General features: G+C 63.6%; 15 protein-coding genes. 3 read left to right on the forward strand and 12 right to left on the reverse strand.

The window, feature by feature from the left end; genetic code table 11:
• Positions 1-67: 67 nt before the first annotated feature.
• Positions 68-1450: a heavy metal sensor histidine kinase gene (locus PP4_RS05020; RefSeq protein ID WP_016498179.1), complete on the reverse strand. Its 1383-nt coding sequence runs from the start codon at positions 1448-1450 to the stop codon at positions 68-70.
• Complete coding sequence (locus PP4_RS05025) at positions 1447-2121, reverse strand: heavy metal response regulator transcription factor (RefSeq protein ID WP_016498180.1); 675 nt, start codon at positions 2119-2121, stop codon at positions 1447-1449. Before PP4_RS05025 ends, PP4_RS05020 begins: the two co-directional genes overlap by 4 nt.
• A 321-nt stretch (positions 2122-2442) precedes the next feature.
• On the opposite strand from PP4_RS05025, the gene PP4_RS05030 reads away from it, so the two are divergent.
• Positions 2443-2646 (forward strand): hypothetical protein, encoded by a 204-nt coding sequence (locus tag PP4_RS05030; protein WP_003252072.1) that lies wholly within the window; start codon positions 2443-2445, stop codon positions 2644-2646.
• 71 nt (positions 2647-2717) lie between these two features.
• Here the strand turns inward: PP4_RS05030 and cmoB are convergent, their stop codons facing one another.
• The 7 genes from cmoB to PP4_RS05065 all read right to left on the reverse strand — a co-directional run bounded on the left by cmoB (position 2718) and on the right by PP4_RS05065 (position 13806).
• A complete protein-coding gene (gene cmoB, locus PP4_RS05035; RefSeq protein ID WP_016498181.1) occupies positions 2718-3674 on the reverse strand; it encodes a tRNA 5-methoxyuridine(34)/uridine 5-oxyacetic acid(34) synthase CmoB in 957 nt (318 codons plus the stop codon).
• A complete protein-coding gene (gene cmoA / locus PP4_RS05040; protein ID WP_016498182.1) occupies positions 3671-4414 on the reverse strand; it encodes a carboxy-S-adenosyl-L-methionine synthase CmoA in 744 nt (247 codons plus the stop codon). Before cmoA ends, cmoB begins: the two co-directional genes overlap by 4 nt.
• A gap of 89 nt (positions 4415-4503) precedes the next feature.
• A complete protein-coding gene (locus PP4_RS05045) occupies positions 4504-4896 on the reverse strand; it encodes a protease inhibitor I42 family protein (RefSeq protein ID WP_016498183.1) in 393 nt (130 codons plus the stop codon).
• Positions 4897-5005: 109 nt separating this feature from the next.
• Positions 5006-7423, reverse strand: coding sequence for an endopeptidase La (lon, locus tag PP4_RS05050; RefSeq protein ID WP_016498184.1), 2418 nt, complete (start codon positions 7421-7423; stop codon positions 5006-5008).
• A 240-nt stretch (positions 7424-7663) separates the two neighbouring features.
• Positions 7664-10075, reverse strand: coding sequence for a glucose/quinate/shikimate family membrane-bound PQQ-dependent dehydrogenase (locus PP4_RS05055; RefSeq protein WP_016498185.1), 2412 nt, complete (start codon positions 10073-10075; stop codon positions 7664-7666).
• A gap of 30 nt (positions 10076-10105) precedes the next feature.
• Entirely contained in the window at positions 10106-11440 is a 1335-nt protein-coding gene (locus tag PP4_RS05060) for a carbohydrate porin (protein WP_016498186.1), read from the reverse strand.
• 317 nt (positions 11441-11757) lie between these two features.
• A complete protein-coding gene (locus tag PP4_RS05065; protein WP_016498187.1) occupies positions 11758-13806 on the reverse strand; it encodes a TonB-dependent receptor in 2049 nt (682 codons plus the stop codon).
• Positions 13807-13970: 164 nt separating this feature from the next.
• Here PP4_RS05065 and PP4_RS05070 point away from each other — a divergent pair, with 164 nt between their 5' ends.
• Positions 13971-14192: a VF530 family protein gene (locus PP4_RS05070; protein WP_016498188.1), complete on the forward strand. Its 222-nt coding sequence runs from the start codon at positions 13971-13973 to the stop codon at positions 14190-14192.
• A 1-nt stretch (position 14193) separates the two neighbouring features.
• Complete coding sequence (locus tag PP4_RS05075) at positions 14194-14829, forward strand: Pr6Pr family membrane protein (RefSeq protein WP_016498189.1); 636 nt, start codon at positions 14194-14196, stop codon at positions 14827-14829.
• 119 nt (positions 14830-14948) lie between these two features.
• Here the strand turns inward: PP4_RS05075 and PP4_RS05080 are convergent, their stop codons facing one another.
• The 3 genes from PP4_RS05080 to PP4_RS05090 form a co-directional block, all read right to left on the reverse strand.
• Positions 14949-15710: a siderophore-interacting protein gene (locus PP4_RS05080; protein WP_016498190.1), complete on the reverse strand. Its 762-nt coding sequence runs from the start codon at positions 15708-15710 to the stop codon at positions 14949-14951.
• Positions 15703-16248, reverse strand: a complete 546-nt coding sequence (locus PP4_RS05085) for a PadR family transcriptional regulator (protein WP_016498191.1) — start codon at positions 16246-16248, stop codon at positions 15703-15705. Before PP4_RS05085 ends, PP4_RS05080 begins: the two co-directional genes overlap by 8 nt.
• Before the next feature lie 89 nt (positions 16249-16337).
• Entirely contained in the window at positions 16338-19487 is a 3150-nt protein-coding gene (locus PP4_RS05090; protein ID WP_016498192.1) for a transglycosylase domain-containing protein, read from the reverse strand.
• Positions 19488-19546: the final 59 nt, after the last annotated feature.

Here is a 19546-nt window from a genome sequence, read left to right on the forward strand (position 1 = left end):
GCCTTAAGGCCTGCGGAGTACTTGTGGGAGCGGGTTTACCCGCGAAGAGGCCGCTACAGGCAGCCGATTACTCGGCAGGAAACACCAGGGTGAAGCGGGTAGGCCCCAAGGGGCTGCTGTTCACTTCGACCCGCCCGCCATGCAGCTGCATGATCGACTTCACGATCGCCAACCCCAACCCGGTTCCGCCCTCCAGCCGCGAACGCCCCGGGCCCACCCGGTAAAACCGCTCGAACAAGCGCGACTGGTGTTCTGTAGCAATGCCGGGCCCCTGGTTCTCTACCGAAAGCCATACTTCGCTGCCTGAACGTTCAATCCGCAACTCGACGCGCTCACCCTCAGGGCTGTGGCGGATGGCATTGCTCAGCAGGTTCGACAACGCCCGCTGAAACATCAGCCGATCCGCCAGCGCCGTTCCCCACCCCAGCACACGCAGCTCGACTGATTTCCCCTCGGCACTGAAGGCAAACAGCTCGACAACTCGCGCTGCCTCGTCAGCCAGGGCCAAGGGTTTCAATGCAACCTGCGTTTGCGGCTGGCTGACCTGGGCAAGAAACAGCATGTCATTGATGATGCGGTTGAGCCGGGTCAGCTCCTCGATACTGTCTTCCAGTACTTCCCGGTAGTTGGCGTTGTCCCGCTCACGGGCCAGGGTCACTTGCGCCTTGCCCATCAGGTTGCTCAACGGGGTACGCAACTCATGGGCCAGATCGTCGGAGAACTGCGACAACTGGCTCACGCCCTGATCGAGGCGGTCGAGCATCACGTTGATGCTGCTGGCCAATTGCGCCAGTTCTTGCGGCAGGCCGGTAGCCGGCAGGCGATGTTGCAGGTCCTGGGCCGACACTTGCCCGGCAATGCGCCGGAAGCGCCGCAGTGGTTTCAGGCCGCGCTGCATCAGCCACCAGGCGCCTGCACCGATCAATAGCAGCAGCAGTGGCAAGGCGAGCAAGGTCGAATGCAGGTAGGCCTGCAGCAGGGCGTTGTCGTCGGCGCGGTTGAGCGACATCATCACCTTCACCGGCGTGTTGTCGCGCAGGCGCATCAGCCGGGTCACGGTGAGGAACTGGTTGCCGCTGCTGTCGCGCCATGCGTGAAAGGCCAGGCGGGCATCGGTGTGCAACTCGCCCACCCGCGACTCCAGGGCCGGGCCCAGGCTGAGCAGGTGCGGGTGGCGGCCTTCCAGGGCCAGTACGCTGAGGCTGAGGTTGTCATGCCCCATCACCAGGTCGAGCAGTGGATGGGCGCGGGTGCCCAGGTCCTCGCTGCGCAGATCGACGCGCAGGTTGTGTTCAACCTGCAGCATCTTGCGCGCCAGGTCCTTGCGGGCGCGGCTGTCCAGTTCGTGATCCAGGGCGAACACGGCCAGGCAGGCCAGCAGCAGCACCAGTGCGGCGCCCATCAGTGTCACGCTCAGGCCCAGGCGCAGTGACAGGCTGGCGTTTTTCAAGCGCGCGCCTCCAGTACATAGCCTACGCCGCGCAGGGTATGGATCAGCTTGTTGTCGAACGGGTCGTCGATCTTCGCCCGCAGGCGACGGATCGAAACTTCGACCACGTTGGTGTCGCAGTCGAAATTCATGTCCCATACCAACGAGATGATCTGGGTGCGCGAAAGCACTTCACCACTTTGGCGCATCAGCAGGTGCAGCAGGGCGAACTCCTTGGCGGTCAGGTCAATGCGCTGCCCGGCGCGGTAGGCGCGGTGGCGGCCGGGGTCCAGTTCCAGGTCTGCGACGCGCAGGGTGCTGGGCTGCAGCTGCTGATCGTTACGGCGCAGCAGGCTGCGGATACGCGCCAGAAGTTCAGGGAATTCGAAGGGCTTGAGCAGGTAGTCATCGGCGCCCAGGTCCAGGCCTTTGACCCGGTCGGCCAGGCGACCATGGGCGGTCAGCATCATGATGCGCGTGGCCGATTCGGCACGCAGCCGCTGCAGCACGGTCCAGCCATCGATTTCAGGCAGGTTGACGTCGAGGATGACCAGGTCGTAGGGCTGTTGGCGGGCCAGGTGCAGGCCGTCGGTGCCGGTGTGGGCGCAGTCGACCACGTAGCCGTTTTCGCGCAGGCCCTGTTGCAGGTAATCGGCGGTACGCAGTTCGTCCTCGATGATCAGTAGGCGCATGGGAGGCTCAATGTGATGAAAGGGGGGCGATTCTCGACCCTGTAGTGACATCAGGGTCAATGAGCAGGATGTTACGGCATGCATATGGCGCTGCGGCGCAGATAACGGATTTGTAATGCTGCTGTTATCTGGCTGTCTGTCGGGGCTCTTTCGCGGGTGAACCCGCTCCCACAGATCCTGTACTAGCAGCCTGGTGCTGCGAAGAGGCCCCGACAGGCAGCACAAGGCCACATTGCAGGACTGTAATCCCCGCCTCACCTTGCTGTTAGCCGCCCCTCGCTAGGATGGCCGCATCTGATCGGTTATCACGAGGTAAACACGATGAACCTGACCAAGTACCTGCTGTTGGCCACCCTTGCCCTGGGCAGTGCCAGTGTCTATGCCGAGGGCGGTGCGGAGCGCTCGAAGCAGTTCTGGCAAGCGTTCCGCGAAGACCAGCAGCGCCTGCACGGCGACAAGCAACAGGCCGTTGCAGAGCGTGAGCGCAAAGCGCAAGAGAAGGCCCGCGAGGTGGCCAAGGATTGAGGTCACAAACACCTGCGCCGCTACAGCTCCTCGGCGCAGGTGCATTCAGGCGCCCAACCGGGCGCCTTTTTTTATTTGCGCGCCAGCAGGGTGGCGCGGCGTGGGGCAGGCAGGCCTTCGATGGTCTTGCTGTGGTCGTTGGGGTCGAGGAAGTCGCCCAGCGACTGGTAGCGCATCCACTCGGTGCTGCGCTGCTCCTCGACGCTGGTCACACTCACATCGACGCAACGCACATCGCTGAAGCCGGCACGGCGCAACCAGCGCGCCAGGGCGGGTACCGACGGCAGGTACCAGACGTTGCGCATCTGCGCGTAGCGGTCCTCGGGAACTAGCACCTGGTTTTCATCGCCCTCGATCACCAGGGTTTCCAGAACCAGCTCGCCCCCTTTGACCAGGCAGTCCTTGAGCGCCAGCAGGTGCTCGATGGGGGAGCGGCGGTGATAGAACACGCCCATGGAAAACACGGTGTCGAAGCCTTCCAGATTGGCAGGCAGCTCTTCAAGGGCGAAGGGCAGGTGCCAGGCCGGCAGCTCCGGCAGGTACTGCTGCACGGCCTGGAACTGGCAGAAGAACAACCAGTTGGGGTCGACACCGATCACCATCTCGGCGCCGGCACCGATCATGCGCCACTGGTAGTAGCCGTTGCCACAGCCGACGTCGAGCACGCGTTTGCCCTTGAGGTCCAGGTGCGGGCCTACCCGCGACCATTTCCAGTCCGAATGCCATTCGGTGTCTACGTGCACGCCAAACAGATCGAACGGCCCTTTTCGCCACGGCGACAGGCCCATCAGTGCCTTACGCATCTGCGCGCGGGTAGCGTCGTCGCAGTCGCAGTCCAGGCGCAGCCCGTTGACCAGGTCGATTTCACTGGGTTTCAGGGCAGGCAGGGCGTCGAGCGCACCGCGCCAGCGGTCGAGGTCGCCGTGGCCTTTCTCCAGCTTGGCTTCCAGTTGCGCTTGCAGGCCTTGTGACCAGGAAGCCAGGGGCGTGCCCGCCAGGCGGCGGACGAGGGGGGACAGATCGATCATGGCAGGGCTATCAACGAGGCGAAGTTAAGGCATTGGAACCAGGGCACCACTTTGGAGAAGCCGGCGGCGCGCAGTCGTTCTTGATGGGCTTCGAGCGTGTCGGGGCGCATCACGTTTTCGATGGCGCTGCGCTTCTGGGCGATTTCCAGTTCGCTGTAGCCATTGGCCCGCTTGAAATCCAGGTGCAGTTCATTGAGCAGGTCCTGCGCTTGCTCATCGGCGAAGCGCAGTTTCTCCGAAAGGATCAGCGCACCACCCGGTAGCAGTGCCTGGCGGATGCGCCCGAGCAGTTCCAGGCGCTGGTCGGGGGCGATGAACTGCAGGGTGAAGTTCATCGCCACTACCGAGGCGGGCTCGAAGGGCAGGGCGAGGATATCGGCTTCCAGCACATCCACCGGCAGCAACTCCTGGAACATCGAGTCCTGGGCGGTGAGGTACTGGCGGCAGCGCTCGACCATGGCCGCAGAATTGTCCACCGCGATCACCCGGCAGCCGTCGCTGCGCACGTGGCGGCGCAACGACTGCGTGACTGCACCCAGCGAGGCGCCCAGGTCGTACAGCGCGGTGTGCGGCTGGGCGAAGCGGGCGGCCAGCACGCCGAGGTTTTCGACGATGGTTGGGTAACCGGGCACCGAGCGCTTGATCATGTCCGGGAACACGCGCACCACGTCTTCGTTGAAAACGAAGTCGGGCACCTGTTCCAAAGGTTGGGAGAAAAGGCGGTCGGGTTGTTTGCTCACGGCGAATCCAGGCGGCTGGTGATAGGCAGGGGGCGCATTCTAGCCAAACCGCAGCCTGGATGCATGGTCGGCTGACCAGCGCTGTGCGTTCAATTGACCCGGATGGCGCAATCGAAGGTCTGCACCGGGCGTACTTCCGGAGCCCAGGGTTGCTGGTAGACCAGTACCAGCTGGCCGTCGCCGGTAGCTCGGGCCTGGAAGCGCCAGGTCGAAATACCCGAGCTGCCGACGATACCGGCGTCTTCCGGCGCGCTGTAAACCTCGGGGCCAAGGCTTTGCAGCACGTTGGGTGCCGGGTTCTGTACCAGCCAGCGGTAGCCGGTGGTCGGGTTGCTGGGCAGGGTGAGGGTCAGCATCTGACCGACCTGCAGGCGCTTTGGGCATTCACTTTCGGCGTCCAGTTCTACGGGCTGCGTGGGGTGTTGCGTGCAGGCAGAAAGCAGGGCGAAGCTCAGGGGAACGAGCAGACGAGGGGCGGTCATGTTGGCTCCGGGGGGCTGACGATGACCTGAGGATAACCGATGATCGACGGGTTTTGTGTTGCCAGTGCCGGCCACTTCGAAGCCAAAGCCGCGAAGTGGCCGGTGCAGGTTAGAACAGGACTTTGGCCACGTCGGCAAAGCGCTTGGCAAAATGCACTGTCAGGCCTTCGCGCAGGTAGTCCGGCAGTTCCTCGAAGTCGCCACGGTTAGGCTCCGGCAGGATCAGTTCGAAGATCTTCTGCCGGCGCGCCGCAATCACCTTCTCGCGCACCCCGCCAATCGGCAGCACCTGGCCGGTGAGCGTCAGCTCGCCCGTCATGGCCACGCCCTTCTTCGGTGCCTGGTCGCGGGCGAGCGACAACAGGGCACTTGCCATGGTGACCCCGGCACTCGGGCCGTCCTTGGGCGTGGCGCCTTCAGGAACGTGCAAGTGGATGAACGCTTCGTTGAAGAAGCCAGGGTCACCGCCAAACTGCTTGAGGTTGGAGCTGACGTAGCTGTAGGCAATTTCGGCCGACTCTTTCATCACGTCACCCAGTTTGCCGGTCAGTTTGAAGCCGCGGTTGAGGGTGTGGATGCGGGTTGCCTCGATCGGCAACGTGGCGCCGCCCATGCTGGTCCAGGCCAGGCCGGTGATCACGCCTTTGCCCGCCAGTACCTGCTCACTGCGGAACACCGGTATGCCGAGTGCGGCTTCCAGGTCCTTGGTGCCGATCTTCAGCTTGGCTTCGGGGTTTTCCAGCAGCTTGACCACGGCCTTGCGCACCAGCTTGCCCAGTTGCTTCTCCAACTGGCGCACGCCCGCCTCGCGGGCATAGCCTTCGATCACCAGGCGCAGAGCGCTGTCGCTGATGCTCAGGCTGGTCTTTGAAACGCCCGCTTTTTCCAGTTGTTTGGGCCACAGGTGGCGCTTGGCAATGGCCAGTTTTTCCTCGGTGATGTAGCCGGACAGGCGGATCACTTCCATGCGGTCGAGCAACGGCCCGGGGATCGAGTCGAGGGTGTTGGCGGTGCACACGAACAGCACTTTGGACAGGTCAAGGCGCAAGTCGAGGTAGTGGTCGAGGAAGTCGACGTTCTGCTCCGGGTCGAGGGTTTCCAGCAAGGCGGAAGCCGGGTCACCCTGGTAGCTCTGGCCCATCTTGTCGATCTCGTCGAGCATGATCACCGGGTTCATCACTTCGACGTCTTTCAAGGCCTGTACCAGCTTGCCAGGCTGGGCGCCGATGTAGGTGCGGCGGTGGCCCTTGATTTCGGCTTCGTCACGCATGCCGCCAACGCTGAAGCGATAGAACGGCCGGCCAAGCGACTCGGCGATGGACTTGCCTATGCTGGTCTTGCCCACCCCGGGCGGGCCCACCAGCAGCACGATCGAGCCACTGATTTCGCCTTTCCAGGCCCCCACGGCGAGGAATTCGATAATGCGTTCCTTGATGTCGTCGAGGCCGGCATGGTGCTGGTCGAGGACTTTGCGCGCATGCTTGAGGTCGAGCTTGTCCTTGCCGTACACGCCCCACGGCAGGGCGGTGGCCCATTCGAGGTAGTTGCGGGTGACGGCGTACTCGGGCGAACCGGTTTCGAGAATGGCCAGTTTGCCCATCTCTTCATCCAGGCGCTTGCGTGCCTGGGGCGGCAGGGTCTTGCCTTCCAGGCGCTGTTCGAACTGTTCAAGGTCGGCGCTGCGGTCGTCCTTGGTCAGGCCCAGCTCCTGCTGGATGACCTTGAGTTGCTCCTTGAGGAAGAACTCGCGCTGGTGTTCGCCGATCTGCCGGTTCACCTCGGCCGAGATCTCGTTCTGCAGGCGCGCGACTTCCACCTCTTTGCGCAGCATCGGCAGGACCTTTTCCATGCGCTTGAGCATGGGCACGCAGTCGAGTACTTCCTGCAACTGGTTGCCGGTGGCCGAAGTCAGCGCGGCAGCGAAGTCGGTGAGCGGTGAGGGGTCGTTGGGGCTGAAGCGGTTGAGGTAGTTCTTCAGCTCTTCGCTGTACAGCGGGTTGAGCGGCAGCAGTTCCTTGATCGCGTTGATCAGGGCCATGCCGTAGGCCTTGACCTCGTCAGTCGGCTCGGCGGGCTGGCGCGGGTATTCAACTTCGACCAGGTAGGGGGGGCGGTGGTGCTTGAGCCAGTTGCGGATGCGTACCCGGGTCAGGCCCTGGGCGACGAACTGCAGTTTGCCGTTTTCGCGGCTGGCATGGTGCACCTTGACCAGCGTGCCGTACTGCGGCAAGGCCGAGGTGTCGAAATGGCGATGGTCTTCTGGCGGGGTGTCCATGAAGAACAACGCCAGGCAGTGGTCGGGTGACTTGGCCACCAGGTCGAGGGTTTCTGCCCAAGGTTCTTCATTGACGATGACCGGGAGTACCTGGGCCGGGAAGAACGGGCGGTTGTGGATCGGGATCACGTAGACCTTGTCCGGCAGCTGCTGGCCGGGCAGGGCGAGGGCGTGGCCGGTTTCGGCCTGGGTGGTGTGCTCGACTTCGCTGTGTTCGTCGGGGTGTTCCGGGAAATCCTGCTGGTCGCTCATGGGGCACCTGCGTGAATGACTATGGTGCTTAGATGGGGCGCAGGGGAATCGGTTTCAATGGTAGACGAAGGGAGCAGGGGAGGGTTTCATCTGTGATTGCCTGCACCGGCCTCATCGCCGGCAAGCCAGCTCCCACAGGTAACCCACCATTTTCAAGGTCGGTGCAATACCTGTGGGAGCTGGCTTGCCGGCGATGAGGCCGGTACAGGGGAATGAGCCCTGCAAGCAGGGCTCGGTAACTTAGTCAGCGAGTTTGTAAGCGATGATGTAATCACCCATTTTGGTGCCCAGCGAGCCATGGCCGCCAGCAGTCACCAGCACATACTGCTTGCCATCCTTGCCGGTGTAAGTCATCGGCGTGGCCTGGCCACCCGCTGGCAGGCGGGCACTCCACAGTTCCTTGCCGTTGTTCACGTCATAAGCACGCAGGTACTGGTCGAGGGTGCCGCTGAGGAAGCCGACGCCGCCTGCGGTAACGATCGAACCGCCCATGCTCGGCACGCCAACCGGCAGGCCGATCGGTACCGGGGTGCTGTCGCGGGTGGTGCCGTTCTTGTGCTTCCACACCACCTTGTTGGTGAACAGGTCGATGGCGGCGACATAGCCCCAGGCCGGGGCCTGGCACGGTACGCCCAGCGGCGACATGAACGGGTGCATGGTCACCGCGTAGGGCGCGCCAGTATTGGGCTGCACGCCGCTGGTCTCGCTTTCGCGCTTGCTGCCTTCGGCGACCTGCTCGCGCGGCACCATCTTCGACACGAAGGCCATGTAGTTGGGCGAGGTGAACAGCAGTTGGCGCACCGGGTCGACCGACACGCTGCCCCAGTTGAAGACCCCCACGTTACCCGGATAGATCAGCGAGCCCTGCTCGGATGGCGGGGTGTACTGGCCTTCGTAGCGCAGTTCGCGGAACTGGATGCGGCACAGCATCTGGTCGAACGGCGTGGCGCCCCACATGGCCTGTTCGGTCAGCTCAGGGCCGAGCAGATTGAGGTCGGAGCGGGCCTGGGTCGGCGAGGTGTGGTCGCCCTTCACTGCGCCTTGCGGGGTGGGGATTTCGCGGATCGGCACGATCGGCGTACCGTCGCGGCGGTCGAGCACGTACAGGCTACCTTGCTTGGTCGGCACGATGATCGCAGGTTTCACGCCATCGTCAGTCTTCAGGTGGACCAGGGTCGGCTGGCTGCCGACGTCCATGTCCCACAGGTCGTGGTGGGTGAACTGGTAGTTCCAGCGGGCCTTGCCGGTGGCCAGGTCCAGGGCGACCACGCCGGCGCTGTACTTCTCGGCGCCCGGGGTACGGTCGGCGCCCCACTGGTCCGGGGTCTGGTTGCCCAGCGGCAGGTAGATCATGCCCAGGTCTTCGTCGACGCTGGCGATCGACCACATGTTGGCCGAGTTGCGGCTGTACATCTTGCCTGGGGCCAACGGCTTGGTGTCTTCCGGGTTGTTGCTGTCCCAGTTCCACACCAGGTGGCCGTCGTGCACATCGTAGGCGCGGATGACGCCCGACGGCTCGTTGGTCGACTCGTTGTCGGTGACATGGCCACCGATGATCACCAGGTCACGGGTGACAGCGGCAGGCGAGGTGGAGTAGTAGCCGCCGGCAGTGAACGGGCCGATGCCGGTGGTGAGGTCGATCACGCCCTGGTTGGCGAAGCCTTCGCACACTTTGCCGTTGTCGGCGTTGATGGCGATCAGGCGAGCATCTGCGGTAGGCAGGTACAGGCGGCGCGGGCAGGCCTGCGCCACGGCTTGGCCTGCGTCGGTAATTTTCGGTACCGGGCTGCCGTCGCGGCTGACGTAGCGGTTTTCGTCATAGTACGAAACGCCACGGCATGTCATGTGGGCAAAGCCTTTGAAGGTGCCGGTCGGGCTCTTGACCTGCGGGTCGTAGCGCCAGATTTCTGCGCCGGTGTCCGGGTCCAGGGCCAGCAGGCGGCTGTGTGCGGTACAGGCGTAGAGCATGCCGTTGACCTTCAGCGGGGTGTTCTGGTTGGTCAGCTCCACAGGGTCGTTTTCGGTCGGCAGGTCGCCGGTGCGGATACGCCAGGCTTCTTCCAGGCGGTAGGCATTCTGCGGGGTGATCTGGCGCAGCGGCGAATAGCGGTCGCCATGCTCGGTGCGGCCGTAGGCCTGCCACTCGCCGTCAGGCATGGCCGGGGCGGCGCTGGCCATTTCGCTGCTTTCGCGGCCCAGTTCGCCGAACACTTCGCCGGGGTGGGTGAACTGGCTGCCCAGGGCACATGCCCCCGAAGCAACCACGGCAACGCCCAGCAGTGCAGTGTTGGCCTTGCTGGCCGGGCCGGTCAACGGGCGACGTGCCCATGGCAGCAACAGCACCACGCCGATGGCAAACCAGATGGCCAGGCGTGGCACCAGTTGCCACCAGTCCAGGCCCACTTCGAGCAGGGCCCACACGGTGCTGCCCAGCAGCACCAGGCCATACAGGCCCAAGGCAATGCGGCGCTGGGCCAGCAGCAGGATGCCCGAAAGGGCAAAGCCGATACCGGCGATCAGGTAGTACAGCGATCCGCCCAGCTGGCTCAGTTTGATACCGCCGGCCAGCAGGGCCAGGCCCATCAGCAACAGCAGCGCGCCGATCAGGCGAGGTAGCCAGCGGCTTCCTTGGTTGGCACCTTCAGTGCTCATCGTAGGTTCTCCGTCAGGTCAAAAAGGGGGTTAGAAACTGCTCTGGATCTTCAGGCCGCCGACCAGGGCGCCATCGACCTGCGACACCCCGCCCGGGTGGCGGATGTACTGCAGGTTGGGGCGCACCGTGAGCCAGTCGGCCAAATGGATGCCGTAGTACAGCTCGGCGCTGTACTCGGTGTCCTGCACAGGCAGGAAACCGGGGTTGTCGTAGTCGTAGAGCCCGGCGGCCTGGTTGGCCAGGCGGGCGTTCTTGCGGTAGGCAGGGTTGACGTGCACGCGGGCGACGGCGAAACCGATGTCGTCCTTGGCGCGGGCGTCGAAAGGCCCTTTGTATACCAGTCCTGCCTGCACATAGTTGTCGATGGCATTGGTCTTCTTGTCATGCACCGTGGCGTTGGCGAACAGGCTCAGGCCACGCGACTGGTCGGAGGCCAGCGAAGTTACCTGCTGCTGGGCGCCGAGCCACATGCCGTGCTTGCTCGAACTGCTGCGGTAGGCGGCGCCGCTGACGGCGGCCGGCTGGCCGTTGCTGTCCTTGAGAACATCCTGTGCCTTGGCATTACTGTAGTAGTAGCCGGCGCGATATTCCCCTTTCAGGCCTTGGATGCGTGGGGTCCATACCAGTTCGATCGGCATTACCGCGCCCTGGGTGCCGCTGCCGCTGAGCTTGAAGCCGTTGCCCGATTCCAGGTTGGAGGGGTTCTGCTCGAACACGCCGACCTGGGTGTAAAGCTCGTCGCTGAGGTTGTAGCGCACGCGCAGAGCCCACTGGCTGACCGGCCAGTTGTACCAGATGCCACCCACCCAGTTGCCCACCTGCGAGCCGCAGAAGGCCAGGTTCTGGAAGTCGCAAGGGAAGCTGTTGAAGTCCTCGCCTTCGCCGAAGCGGCCGAATTTCACGTCCAGCGCACCATCGAAGTACTTCTGCTTGATCCACATCTGCGTCAGCCTCCAGGTTTCGCCACGGCCCCAGACTTCCTGGGCCGAGGTGAAGCCGCCAACGCGGGGGTCGTTGATGCGGTCGTTGCTGATGTTGTCGCCGTGGCGCTCGGTGATGGTCAGCTGGAATTCGGCGTCTTGCCAGCCGAGGATCTTGTCCAGGTCCAGGTGGCTGCCAAAGGTGAACTGGTCGCTGTAGCGCGCGGTACGGTCGTGGTCGTAGCCACCGTGCAGGTTGCTGCCCATCTCCCCGGTGTAGCCGAGGGTGAAGTCGTAGCCTTTTTCCAGCAATTCGCTGCGGGTGCCGCCCCAGTCGCCGAGCATCCATGGGGAGTCGCTGGCAAACATTTCGCTGGCGGCGGCGGGTGTCGCCAAGGCGCTGAGGGCAAGGCCGATGTAACAGGTTTTGGGCAGTTGAAGCATGAGATAGCGCTATCTTTTGATTGTTGAAAAAACGGCAAGCGCATCGAAGGGCAGGCCCTTCAATGGATATGGCGACAAGATGGTTTCAGTGAAGCGATTCAGCTTCAGGCGGGGAGGATATAGCGGAAGTTGTAAGAAAAAAAGACAAATTGTCGCAGGGGATTGTTGTTCAGCGGGTAACAATAGTCTGAAGGGGGCTGCTTTGCAGCCCATCGCCGGCAAGCCAGCTCCCACAGAATTGCGCTAGCACTGAGGACAGTGCAGTACCTGTGGGAGCTGGCTTGCCGGCGATTGGGGCGCAAAGCGCCCCCGCGATTTCAGAAGGTGGTACGCAACCCCACTTCCACACTGCGCCCCGGTGCCGGTGCGATATCGCGCAGGATCGAGCTGGCATAACGCACGGTCTGGTCGGTCAGGTTTTCGCCGCGCACAAATGCCAGCCACTGGCTCTGGCCAATGTCAAAGCGGTAACCCACGCTCGCCCCCAATGTGGTGTAGCCATCGGTGCTGGTTTCGTTGGCCGGCTTGCGGTGCTGCGATGCCGCATGTTGCACATCTACCCGCGCCTGCCAGCGGTCCAGTTCCCATACCAGGCCGCTGTTCAGGCGCAGCGGGGCGATGCGTGGCAAAGGTTCGCCGCTGTCGAGGTTCTTGGCCCGGGTGTAGTCACCGGACAACTCCAGCGCGAAGCTGCCGTAGCGGTTCTCGACCAGCTGCCAGCGATCCTGGGCCTCGATGCCGTAGAAGCGCGCGCGCACGCCCTGGTACTGGTATTCCGGGAAGCCATCGTGGTCATGATCGTGGTCGTGGTCATCCTCGCCATGGTCGTGGTCATGCCCGCCCTCGCGCAGGTTGCCGGTGCCGATCAGCCCGATGTAGTTGCGGAAGTGGCTGTAGAACACCCCGACACTGCCTTTGTGGGTGCCATTGTCGAAGCGCAGCGCCAAGTCGGCGGAAATGGCCTTTTCCTTGTTCAGGCTGGCGTCACCCACTTCAAAGGCGCCGGTGGCCACATGCGCACCATTGGCGTACAGCTCGTAGAAAGTCGGGGCGCGCTCGGTGTAGCCAAGGTTGGCGGCCAGCGACCAGATCGGGTCGAGCTGGTACACCGCACCGGAAGACAGGCTGAACGCGTTGAAGCTGCTGGCGCTGTCGGCATCGACGAAGTTTTCGTTGCCTTTGGCGTCCGGGTCTACCCGGGTGTGCTCCAGGCGTGCGCCCAGGCTCAGGTTCAGCCGCTCTGTGGCCTGCCATTGCTCCAGCATGAACAGCGCCAGGCTGTCGGTGTTGGTGTGCGGGACAAAGGCTTCCTCGCCGAGGGCAGAGAATTCGTTGCGGCTGACCTGGGCACCGATCACCCCCTCCACCGGCCCGAGCGGTTGATGGCGGGCTTCGATACGTGCTTCGTAGCCCTTGTTCTTGAAGGTGGTGTGCACCTCGCCTTCTTCGATCTCGCTGTGTTCGTAATCTGTATAGCCAGCATCGACCTTGACCGAGCTGAACGGGCCGTCCAGGTCGCGCAGCTCGGAGGCGAAGGCGTAGTGGTCCTGTTTCATGTCCAGGCGCACACCGGACTCTGCCACCGAGCCGTAATTGCTGTCGTAGCCGCTGTACGACAGGCCGGCGTAACCATGATCCCAGTGATAGGCACCACCGACTGCACCGCCGTCCTGGCGGCCGTCGCTGTTTTCCAGGCGGTGTTTGCTGCCGGGCTCATCGGCGTCACGCACCTTGGAACTGCGGGCGTAGCCGGGGATGCGCAGGTCGTTGAACTGGCGGCTGTTGGCATCCAGGTGCAGGGCGAAGGCACCGTTACCCGCCTCCAGCTTGCCGGCGCTGCTGCGCGTGGTGTCGGCGCCACCGTAGCGCAACTCACCGGCACCGTGGATGCCTTCGATCGGTGCATCCGGGATGCGGTTGTCGAAGGTGTTGACCACGCCACCGATGGCGTTGCCGCCGTAGAGCAGGGCGGCCGGGCCGCGGACGATCTCGACGCGGTCGACAGTGACCGGGTCCAGCGGCACGGCGTGGTCATAGGACAGCGACGAGGCATCCAGCGCGCCGACGCCATTGCGCAGGATGCGAATGCGGTCGCCGTCCAGGCCGCGGATTACCGGGCGGCTGGCGCCAGGGCCGAACCAGGTCGAGGCGACCCCGGGCTGCTTGTTGAGGGTTTCACCGAGGCTACCGTGCTGTTGCTGCAGCAGGTTGTCGCCTTCGAGCACGGTGCTGGGGGCGGCCAACTGGCGGTTGCCCAATGGGTTGGCGGTGATGACCTGGGGTTCGAGTTCCACGGCCTGGCTGGGCGACGCAGCCAGCCAGAGCGCGACGGCAAGGGGGGAGAGGCGAAGCGGTGAGTACAGCATGGGGATGGGGCGTTCCTTGGCAGATGCTTTTATAGTGTTACAACATAACATAACTATTTCAGCACAGAGGTTTTGCCCCTGGCCAGCATTTTTTCTGTGGGCTTGACGCATCCCACCCGCCACTACACTCGTGTAAGGTGCGCATCTTTCCTACGGAGCACAGCATGAGCACGGCCCAACACAACGCGCTGCACGGCAAGACCCTTGAACAGATCCTCACCGAGCTGGTGGCGCACTACCAATGGCAGGGCCTGGCCGAGCGCATCGATGTGCGTTGCTTCAAGAGCAACCCCAGCATCAAGTCGAGCCTGGCCTTTTTGCGCAAGACGCCGTGGGCGCGAGAAAAGGTCGAGCAGTTGTACGTGAAGCTGCAGCGCAAGGCCTGATATGCCGCGCCGCCCCTGGCTGACCGGCATGGCCGTGCTGGGCTGGTTCGGCCTGACCGTGCAGGTATACCTGGTGCTGCTGGCGCGCTGGCAGGAACAGGCCAGCCTGATTGGCGGCCTGATCAATGTGTTCGGCTATTTCACCGTGCTGACCAACACCTTGGTGGCGACGGTGCTCAGTTATGCAGCGTTCGGTCGTGAAGGCCGCGCCAGGCGCTTCTTCCTGTCGCCGTCGGTGAGTGCTGCAGTGGCAGCCAGCATCGTGCTGGTGGCGCTGGCCTACAGCGTGTTGCTGCGCCACTTGTGGCACCCGCAAGGCTGGCAGTGGCTGGCGGACGAGTTGCTGCACGATGTGATGCCGCTGCTGTATGCCTTGTACTGGTGGTGCGAGGTGCCCAAGGGCAGCCTGCGGCTATGGCACCTGGCAGTGTGGGCGATGTACCCGGCGGTGTATTTTGCCTATGCGCTGTGGCGGGGGAGCGAGATTGGCGTATACGCCTACCCCTTCATCGATGTGGCGAGCCTGGGATATGGGCAGGTGATGCTCAATGCCCTGGGGGTGCTGGCGGGGTTCTGGGGGATCGGGTTGGTGCTGCTTGGGCTGGATCGGTGGCGCGGGGTGCGGAAATTTGCTTAGCCTGTGCTGGCCTCTTCGCGGGTAAACCCGCTCCCACAGGTACTTCACAAACCTTTAGGGCAGTGGAGTACTTGTGGGAGCTGGCTTGCCGGTGATGGGGCCGGTGTAGGCAACCAAGATCACTCGTCGTCCGCAGTCCCGTCGGCACGCCAGTAGGCCGCAGCCTTCAGCGCATCCTCAGGCACCCCTTTTTCCAGCAACAGCGCCTTGGCCTGGCGGGTCAGGGCTTTTTCCAGCGCCACCCAGCCATACAACCGGCCTTGCGGCAAGGTCAGGTTCTTCACCAGTTCCAGCAAATCTTCTTGCTGGCGACGCACCCAGATGACTTCGACCTGTGCCTTGCTCGGCAACGGCTGGCGCTCCTGCTCGTCTTCGATCTGGATCACCGCCAGCACCTGGCGGCCAGCCGGCAGTTCGTCCAGGCGCCGACCAATCGCCGGAATGGCGGTTTCGTCACCGATCAGCAGGTAGCTGTCGAACATATCCGGCACCACCAGCGAGGCCCGTGGCCCGGCGATGTCCAGGGTTTGCCCCGGGGTGGCCTGGGCGGCCCAGGTGGAGGCTGGGCCGTCACCGTGCAGCACGAAGTCGATGTCCAGTTCATTGGCCACCAGGTCGATGCGCCGTGGCGTGTACTCGCGCATGGTGGGCCGTGCGCCACCGTCCCGGCCCATATTACGGGCCTCGATGGCCTGTTGTTGCTCCGGCGTTTCGGCGAACAGCAGCTTGATATGGTCGTCACTGCCGACGCTGCTGAAACCTTGCAGTTCGGCACCGCCGAGGGTGATGCGGCGCATGCGTGGGGTCAGCTCGGTGACGCGCAGTACCTGCAGACGGCGTTGGCGGATCTCGTGGTTGACGCGGTGGATGGTGTCACTCATGGGAAGTCTCCCCGACAGGGTCGGCCGGCCCGGAGGCGATGGCCTTGGCGGTATGGTTGAGCAAGTCGCGGACCCGTTGGATTTCTTCCGGAGTCCAGCGGCCGCTGTGCATGTGCAGTGCGTGGCGCAGGTTGCCGACCGCTTCATGGATTTCAGGCGGGCGGTCGTGGCCGCGCAGGGCGCGTTTGCTGACTTCGATGCGCATGCGCACGCCGTCCAGGGCGATAGCCTGCTCGGCCAGGGCGCTGCGCCCGGCGTCGGTGATGGCATAGAGGCGTTTGCTGCCCTGCACCTGGCCGCTGATCAGCTCGGCCTCTTCAAGAAAATTCAGCGTGGGGTAGATCACCCCTGGGCTTGGGCTGTAGCTGCCGTCGAACAGGTTTTCGATCTGGCGGATCAGGTCGTAACCGTGGCCGGGCTGCTCGGCCAGCAGGTCCAGCATCAGCAGCTTGAGGTCACCGGGGGCGAAGACGCGTGGGCCGCGCTCGCCGCGGCCGGGGCGCCGCTCGAAGGGGTCATGGGGGGTGTGTTCACGCATGGGGGCAGGGCTCCGTCGTTTGCGATATATCGTAAGATACTACTCAAGATATATCTAAAGACAACCCCTTTAATGCAGATGATTATCATCTAGTCATTCGATACGTTTCCTGCAGGCGGTGGCGTATGTACCGCAACCTGCGGCGGTTTGCATTCATTCGGATTGCCCGGCTGCAGGTATGGCATGAGGATCGGGGCCATGCCCTTGAGCACCTGCACCGGCAGCGCCGAGGTGAATTTGAACGCTTCTGCCGAGCGCCCAGGCACAAAGGCAGTGAGGGTGCCGAAGTGGTTGTCGCCCAGGAAGAACACGAAGGTGGCGGTGCGGTTAAGCGAGCGCGAGCCAATCAGCCGACCGCCGGCGCCGAAGCTTTCGATGCGGTTGTCACCGGTACCGGTCTTGCCCCCCATCACCAGTGGCGTGCCGTCCTGCAGCTTGAAACTGCCGGAAATACGCCGCGCAGTGCCTGCATCGACCACCTGCGACATGGCGCCTTTGAGTGCGCGTGCCACTTCCACCGGCAGAATCCGCACGCCCCGGTCTGGGTCGGTGATCAACTTGGTTTCATAAGGTGTGTTGGCTGCAAAGTGCAGGGTGTCGATGCGCAGGGTGGGCAGTCGGATGCCGTCGTTCTGGATGATGCCGACCAGTTCGGAGAGGGCGGCGGGGCGGTCGCCCGAACTGCCGATGGCGGTGGCCAGGGAGGGCACCAGGTGGTCGAATGGATAGCCCACGCGTTTCCAGCGCTGGTGGATGTCGAGGAAGGCTTCGATCTCGACCATGGTGCGGATGCGGCTGTCGCGTGCCCCTTGGTGGCGGCTCTTGAACAGCCAGCTGTACACCTCCTGGCGCTCGAAGCGGCTGGCGTTGACCATTTCGGTCAAGGTCGAGCTCGGGTTTTTCAGCAGGTAGCCAAGCAGCCACAGGTCCAGCGGGTGGACCTTGGCAATGTAGCCCTGGTCGGGCAGGTCGTACTTGCCCGGGCCATAGGCGTCATACATCTCTGACAGGCGGCCGTCGGTCAGCTTGCCCAGGGTAATCTTGTCGCCCTTGAGGTGGGCACGTACGAAGGCATTGAAGGTTTCCTGCCCTGCTTCGGGGAACAGGTAGCGGTGCACCGCCGCCAGCCGTTGCGGGGTTACGCGCATGCTGTCCAGGAAGGTGTCCAGGCGCTGCTGTGAGGTCTTGCGCTGGTATTTCTTCCAGAAGCGCATCAGGTAGTTGGTGCCTTCCTTGTCGGCGAAGCGGGCCAGGTATTCCTGGCGGCGAGGGTCGGCGTCGTCCTTGAGCAGCGGCACGCGGTTGTACGGCTGCTGGTAGGTCACGTAGCGCACCAGGTCGCGCATCAGGCGAATGAACGGCAGGTTGATCGATTCGCGCAGCGCATCCTTGAGCGTCGGGTTGCGGCTGTTGTCTTCCTTGCGGAAGTTGTTGAACACGTGCATGCCGCCGCCTGTGAAGAAGGCTTCACCGGTATTGGCGGAGTACTTGCGCTCCAGCGCGGCGTCGAGCATGGCGTCCAGGCTCTGGTTCTTGCTGTTCTGCGTCAGCCATTCCAGCGACCACTGGGTGATGCGGTCGAGTTCGGCGACTTCGACCTTCTTCAGCTCGGCAGCGGGTTTGCCGGCGTACTTGTCGTGCAGTTCGGCGATGATCTCCAGGTACGTGGTCAGCACCCGCAACTTGGCGGTGGAGCCGAGTTCCAGCTTGCTGCCTTCGTTGATGTCGAAGGGCTGGTTGGTGCTGTCGGTCTGCACCCGTACCCGCGAGCCGTCGGCGGTGCGCTCGAACAGGGTGAAGCTGTAGCTGACCTGGTCGGTGGTCTTGGTGGTGAGCAGGCGCTCGCCGATCAGCCCCATCTGCGCGGCAAACTCCGGGTCGGCAAGGTTTTTCAGGTACTGGCTGACCTGCAGTTGCAGGTCGGCCTGCAGGGTACTGGTGGCCGATACATCGAGGCGGTCGAGGTCGTACAACGGGCGGTTGAGCATGGCTGCCAGGCGGTTGCGCGCCAGGCTGATGCCCTTGTTGGTAACTATCGGCACGATGGTTGGCTGCGCTACCCAGTCGCGGTAGACCGCCTTGCTGGCCAACGCGGCTTCGGCCAATGGCTGCTCGATCACCTTGTTGGCGGCGAGCACGCGGATGTGCGAATCGGTGAGTTCGGCCAACTCCACCCGGCCCTTGGACAAGTAGTGGGACGGGCGGCGCTGGGCAATCATCAGCGACAGCACCTGGCGCAGGGCAAGGCCGCGTGCAGCCATGCTTTCGGCGTCAGTGGCGGTGGAAGTCAGGGCCTGGTTGACCTGGTCGAAGTCGGCGCCGTACCACACCCGCAAGCCTTCGGCCATGCCGTGCACTTCGCCGTGCCCGGGCACGGCCGACAGCGGCACACTGTTGAGGTAGTCGCGCACGATGCGCTGGCGTGCCTCGGTGGTATCCGGGCCGCCCTGGTAGGCGCGCACGCTGGCAGAAATCATCTGGCGGATTTTCTCGGCACCGGACACGGTCAGGCCGTCCGGTGAGTGGCGATACTTCTCCAACTGCGTGGCCAAGGTGCTGCCACCCGCGGACTGGCCGGGCAAGGCCAGGTACTTGGCCACCTGGCTGTAGGCGGCCTTGGCGAAGCGTGGCCAGTCCACGGCCGGGTTGTTGCGTGGGTCCTGGGTATCGAGCAGGTCGCGGTTCTCGATGAACAGCAGGCTGTTGACCATCACCGCCGGGATTGCGGCAAAGTCCGGGTACAGGTGCTGTGGGTAGTTGTACTGGTACAGCGTGTCGCCGCGGCAGTCGGTGATCGACAGGCCGGCCTGGATCTTCTCGATATAGGGGGCGAACAGCCCATGATCGACGTAGTTCATCAGCGCGGGTGAGAACCTGACCTGCTCAGTGATCAGGTAGTCGCGCTTGAGCAGGCGTGGCAGGAATTCGCCCAGGGCGCTGTAGCCAAGGCGCCTGTCGAACGGCCCGTCACCGGGATAGATGATTGCATCACTAGGGCCGGGCTCCAGCGAGTAGGTCAGGGTACCGGCCAGTTTGCTGAACTCGCGTGATTGCAGTTCGGAGGTGCGGAATTCGTCATATGCAGCGAAGCCGATGGCCACCAGCGCCACCAGCAGGATGAGGATGATCAGCCGCCACCATAGCCGACGCTGACGGGGGGACTTCGGTTGTGGCGTCTCGGCCGGAGGTATCTCGGGTGCTTCCGTTCTGCTTGGTTCCGATTGCCACAGTGCGCCCATAGTCTTCAATCCGGCCAGGTGTTTTCGTCTTGCTTGACTGAAGCTTAGACGTTGAGCGG

Source organism: Pseudomonas putida NBRC 14164 (assembly GCF_000412675.1).
GTDB lineage: Bacteria > Pseudomonadota > Gammaproteobacteria > Pseudomonadales > Pseudomonadaceae > Aquipseudomonas > Aquipseudomonas putida.

Excerpts from the sequence above, each read along its gene's own strand:
- PP4_RS05065 (WP_016498187.1), bottom strand. The coding sequence starts at position 13,806 with ATGCTGTACTCACCGCTTCGCCTCTCCCCCCTTGCCGTCGCGCTCTGG.
- PP4_RS05080 (WP_016498190.1), bottom strand. The coding sequence starts at position 15,710 with ATGAGTGACACCATCCACCGCGTCAACCACGAGATCCGCCAACGCCGT.
- PP4_RS05025 (WP_016498180.1), bottom strand. The coding sequence starts at position 2,121 with ATGCGCCTACTGATCATCGAGGACGAACTGCGTACCGCCGATTACCTG.
- PP4_RS05060 (WP_016498186.1), bottom strand. The coding sequence starts at position 11,440 with ATGCTTCAACTGCCCAAAACCTGTTACATCGGCCTTGCCCTCAGCGCC.
- lon (WP_016498184.1), bottom strand. The coding sequence starts at position 7,423 with ATGAGCGACCAGCAGGATTTCCCGGAACACCCCGACGAACACAGCGAA.
- PP4_RS05070 (WP_016498188.1), top strand. The coding sequence starts at position 13,971 with ATGAGCACGGCCCAACACAACGCGCTGCACGGCAAGACCCTTGAACAG.
- PP4_RS05075 (WP_016498189.1), top strand. The coding sequence starts at position 14,194 with ATGCCGCGCCGCCCCTGGCTGACCGGCATGGCCGTGCTGGGCTGGTTC.
- PP4_RS05055 (WP_016498185.1), bottom strand. The coding sequence starts at position 10,075 with ATGAGCACTGAAGGTGCCAACCAAGGAAGCCGCTGGCTACCTCGCCTG.
- PP4_RS05090 (WP_016498192.1), bottom strand. The coding sequence starts at position 19,487 with ATGGGCGCACTGTGGCAATCGGAACCAAGCAGAACGGAAGCACCCGAG.
- cmoB (WP_016498181.1), bottom strand. The coding sequence starts at position 3,674 with ATGATCGATCTGTCCCCCCTCGTCCGCCGCCTGGCGGGCACGCCCCTG.
- PP4_RS05030 (WP_003252072.1), top strand. The coding sequence starts at position 2,443 with ATGAACCTGACCAAGTACCTGCTGTTGGCCACCCTTGCCCTGGGCAGT.
- PP4_RS05045 (WP_016498183.1), bottom strand. The coding sequence starts at position 4,896 with ATGACCGCCCCTCGTCTGCTCGTTCCCCTGAGCTTCGCCCTGCTTTCT.
- PP4_RS05085 (WP_016498191.1), bottom strand. The coding sequence starts at position 16,248 with ATGCGTGAACACACCCCCCATGACCCCTTCGAGCGGCGCCCCGGCCGC.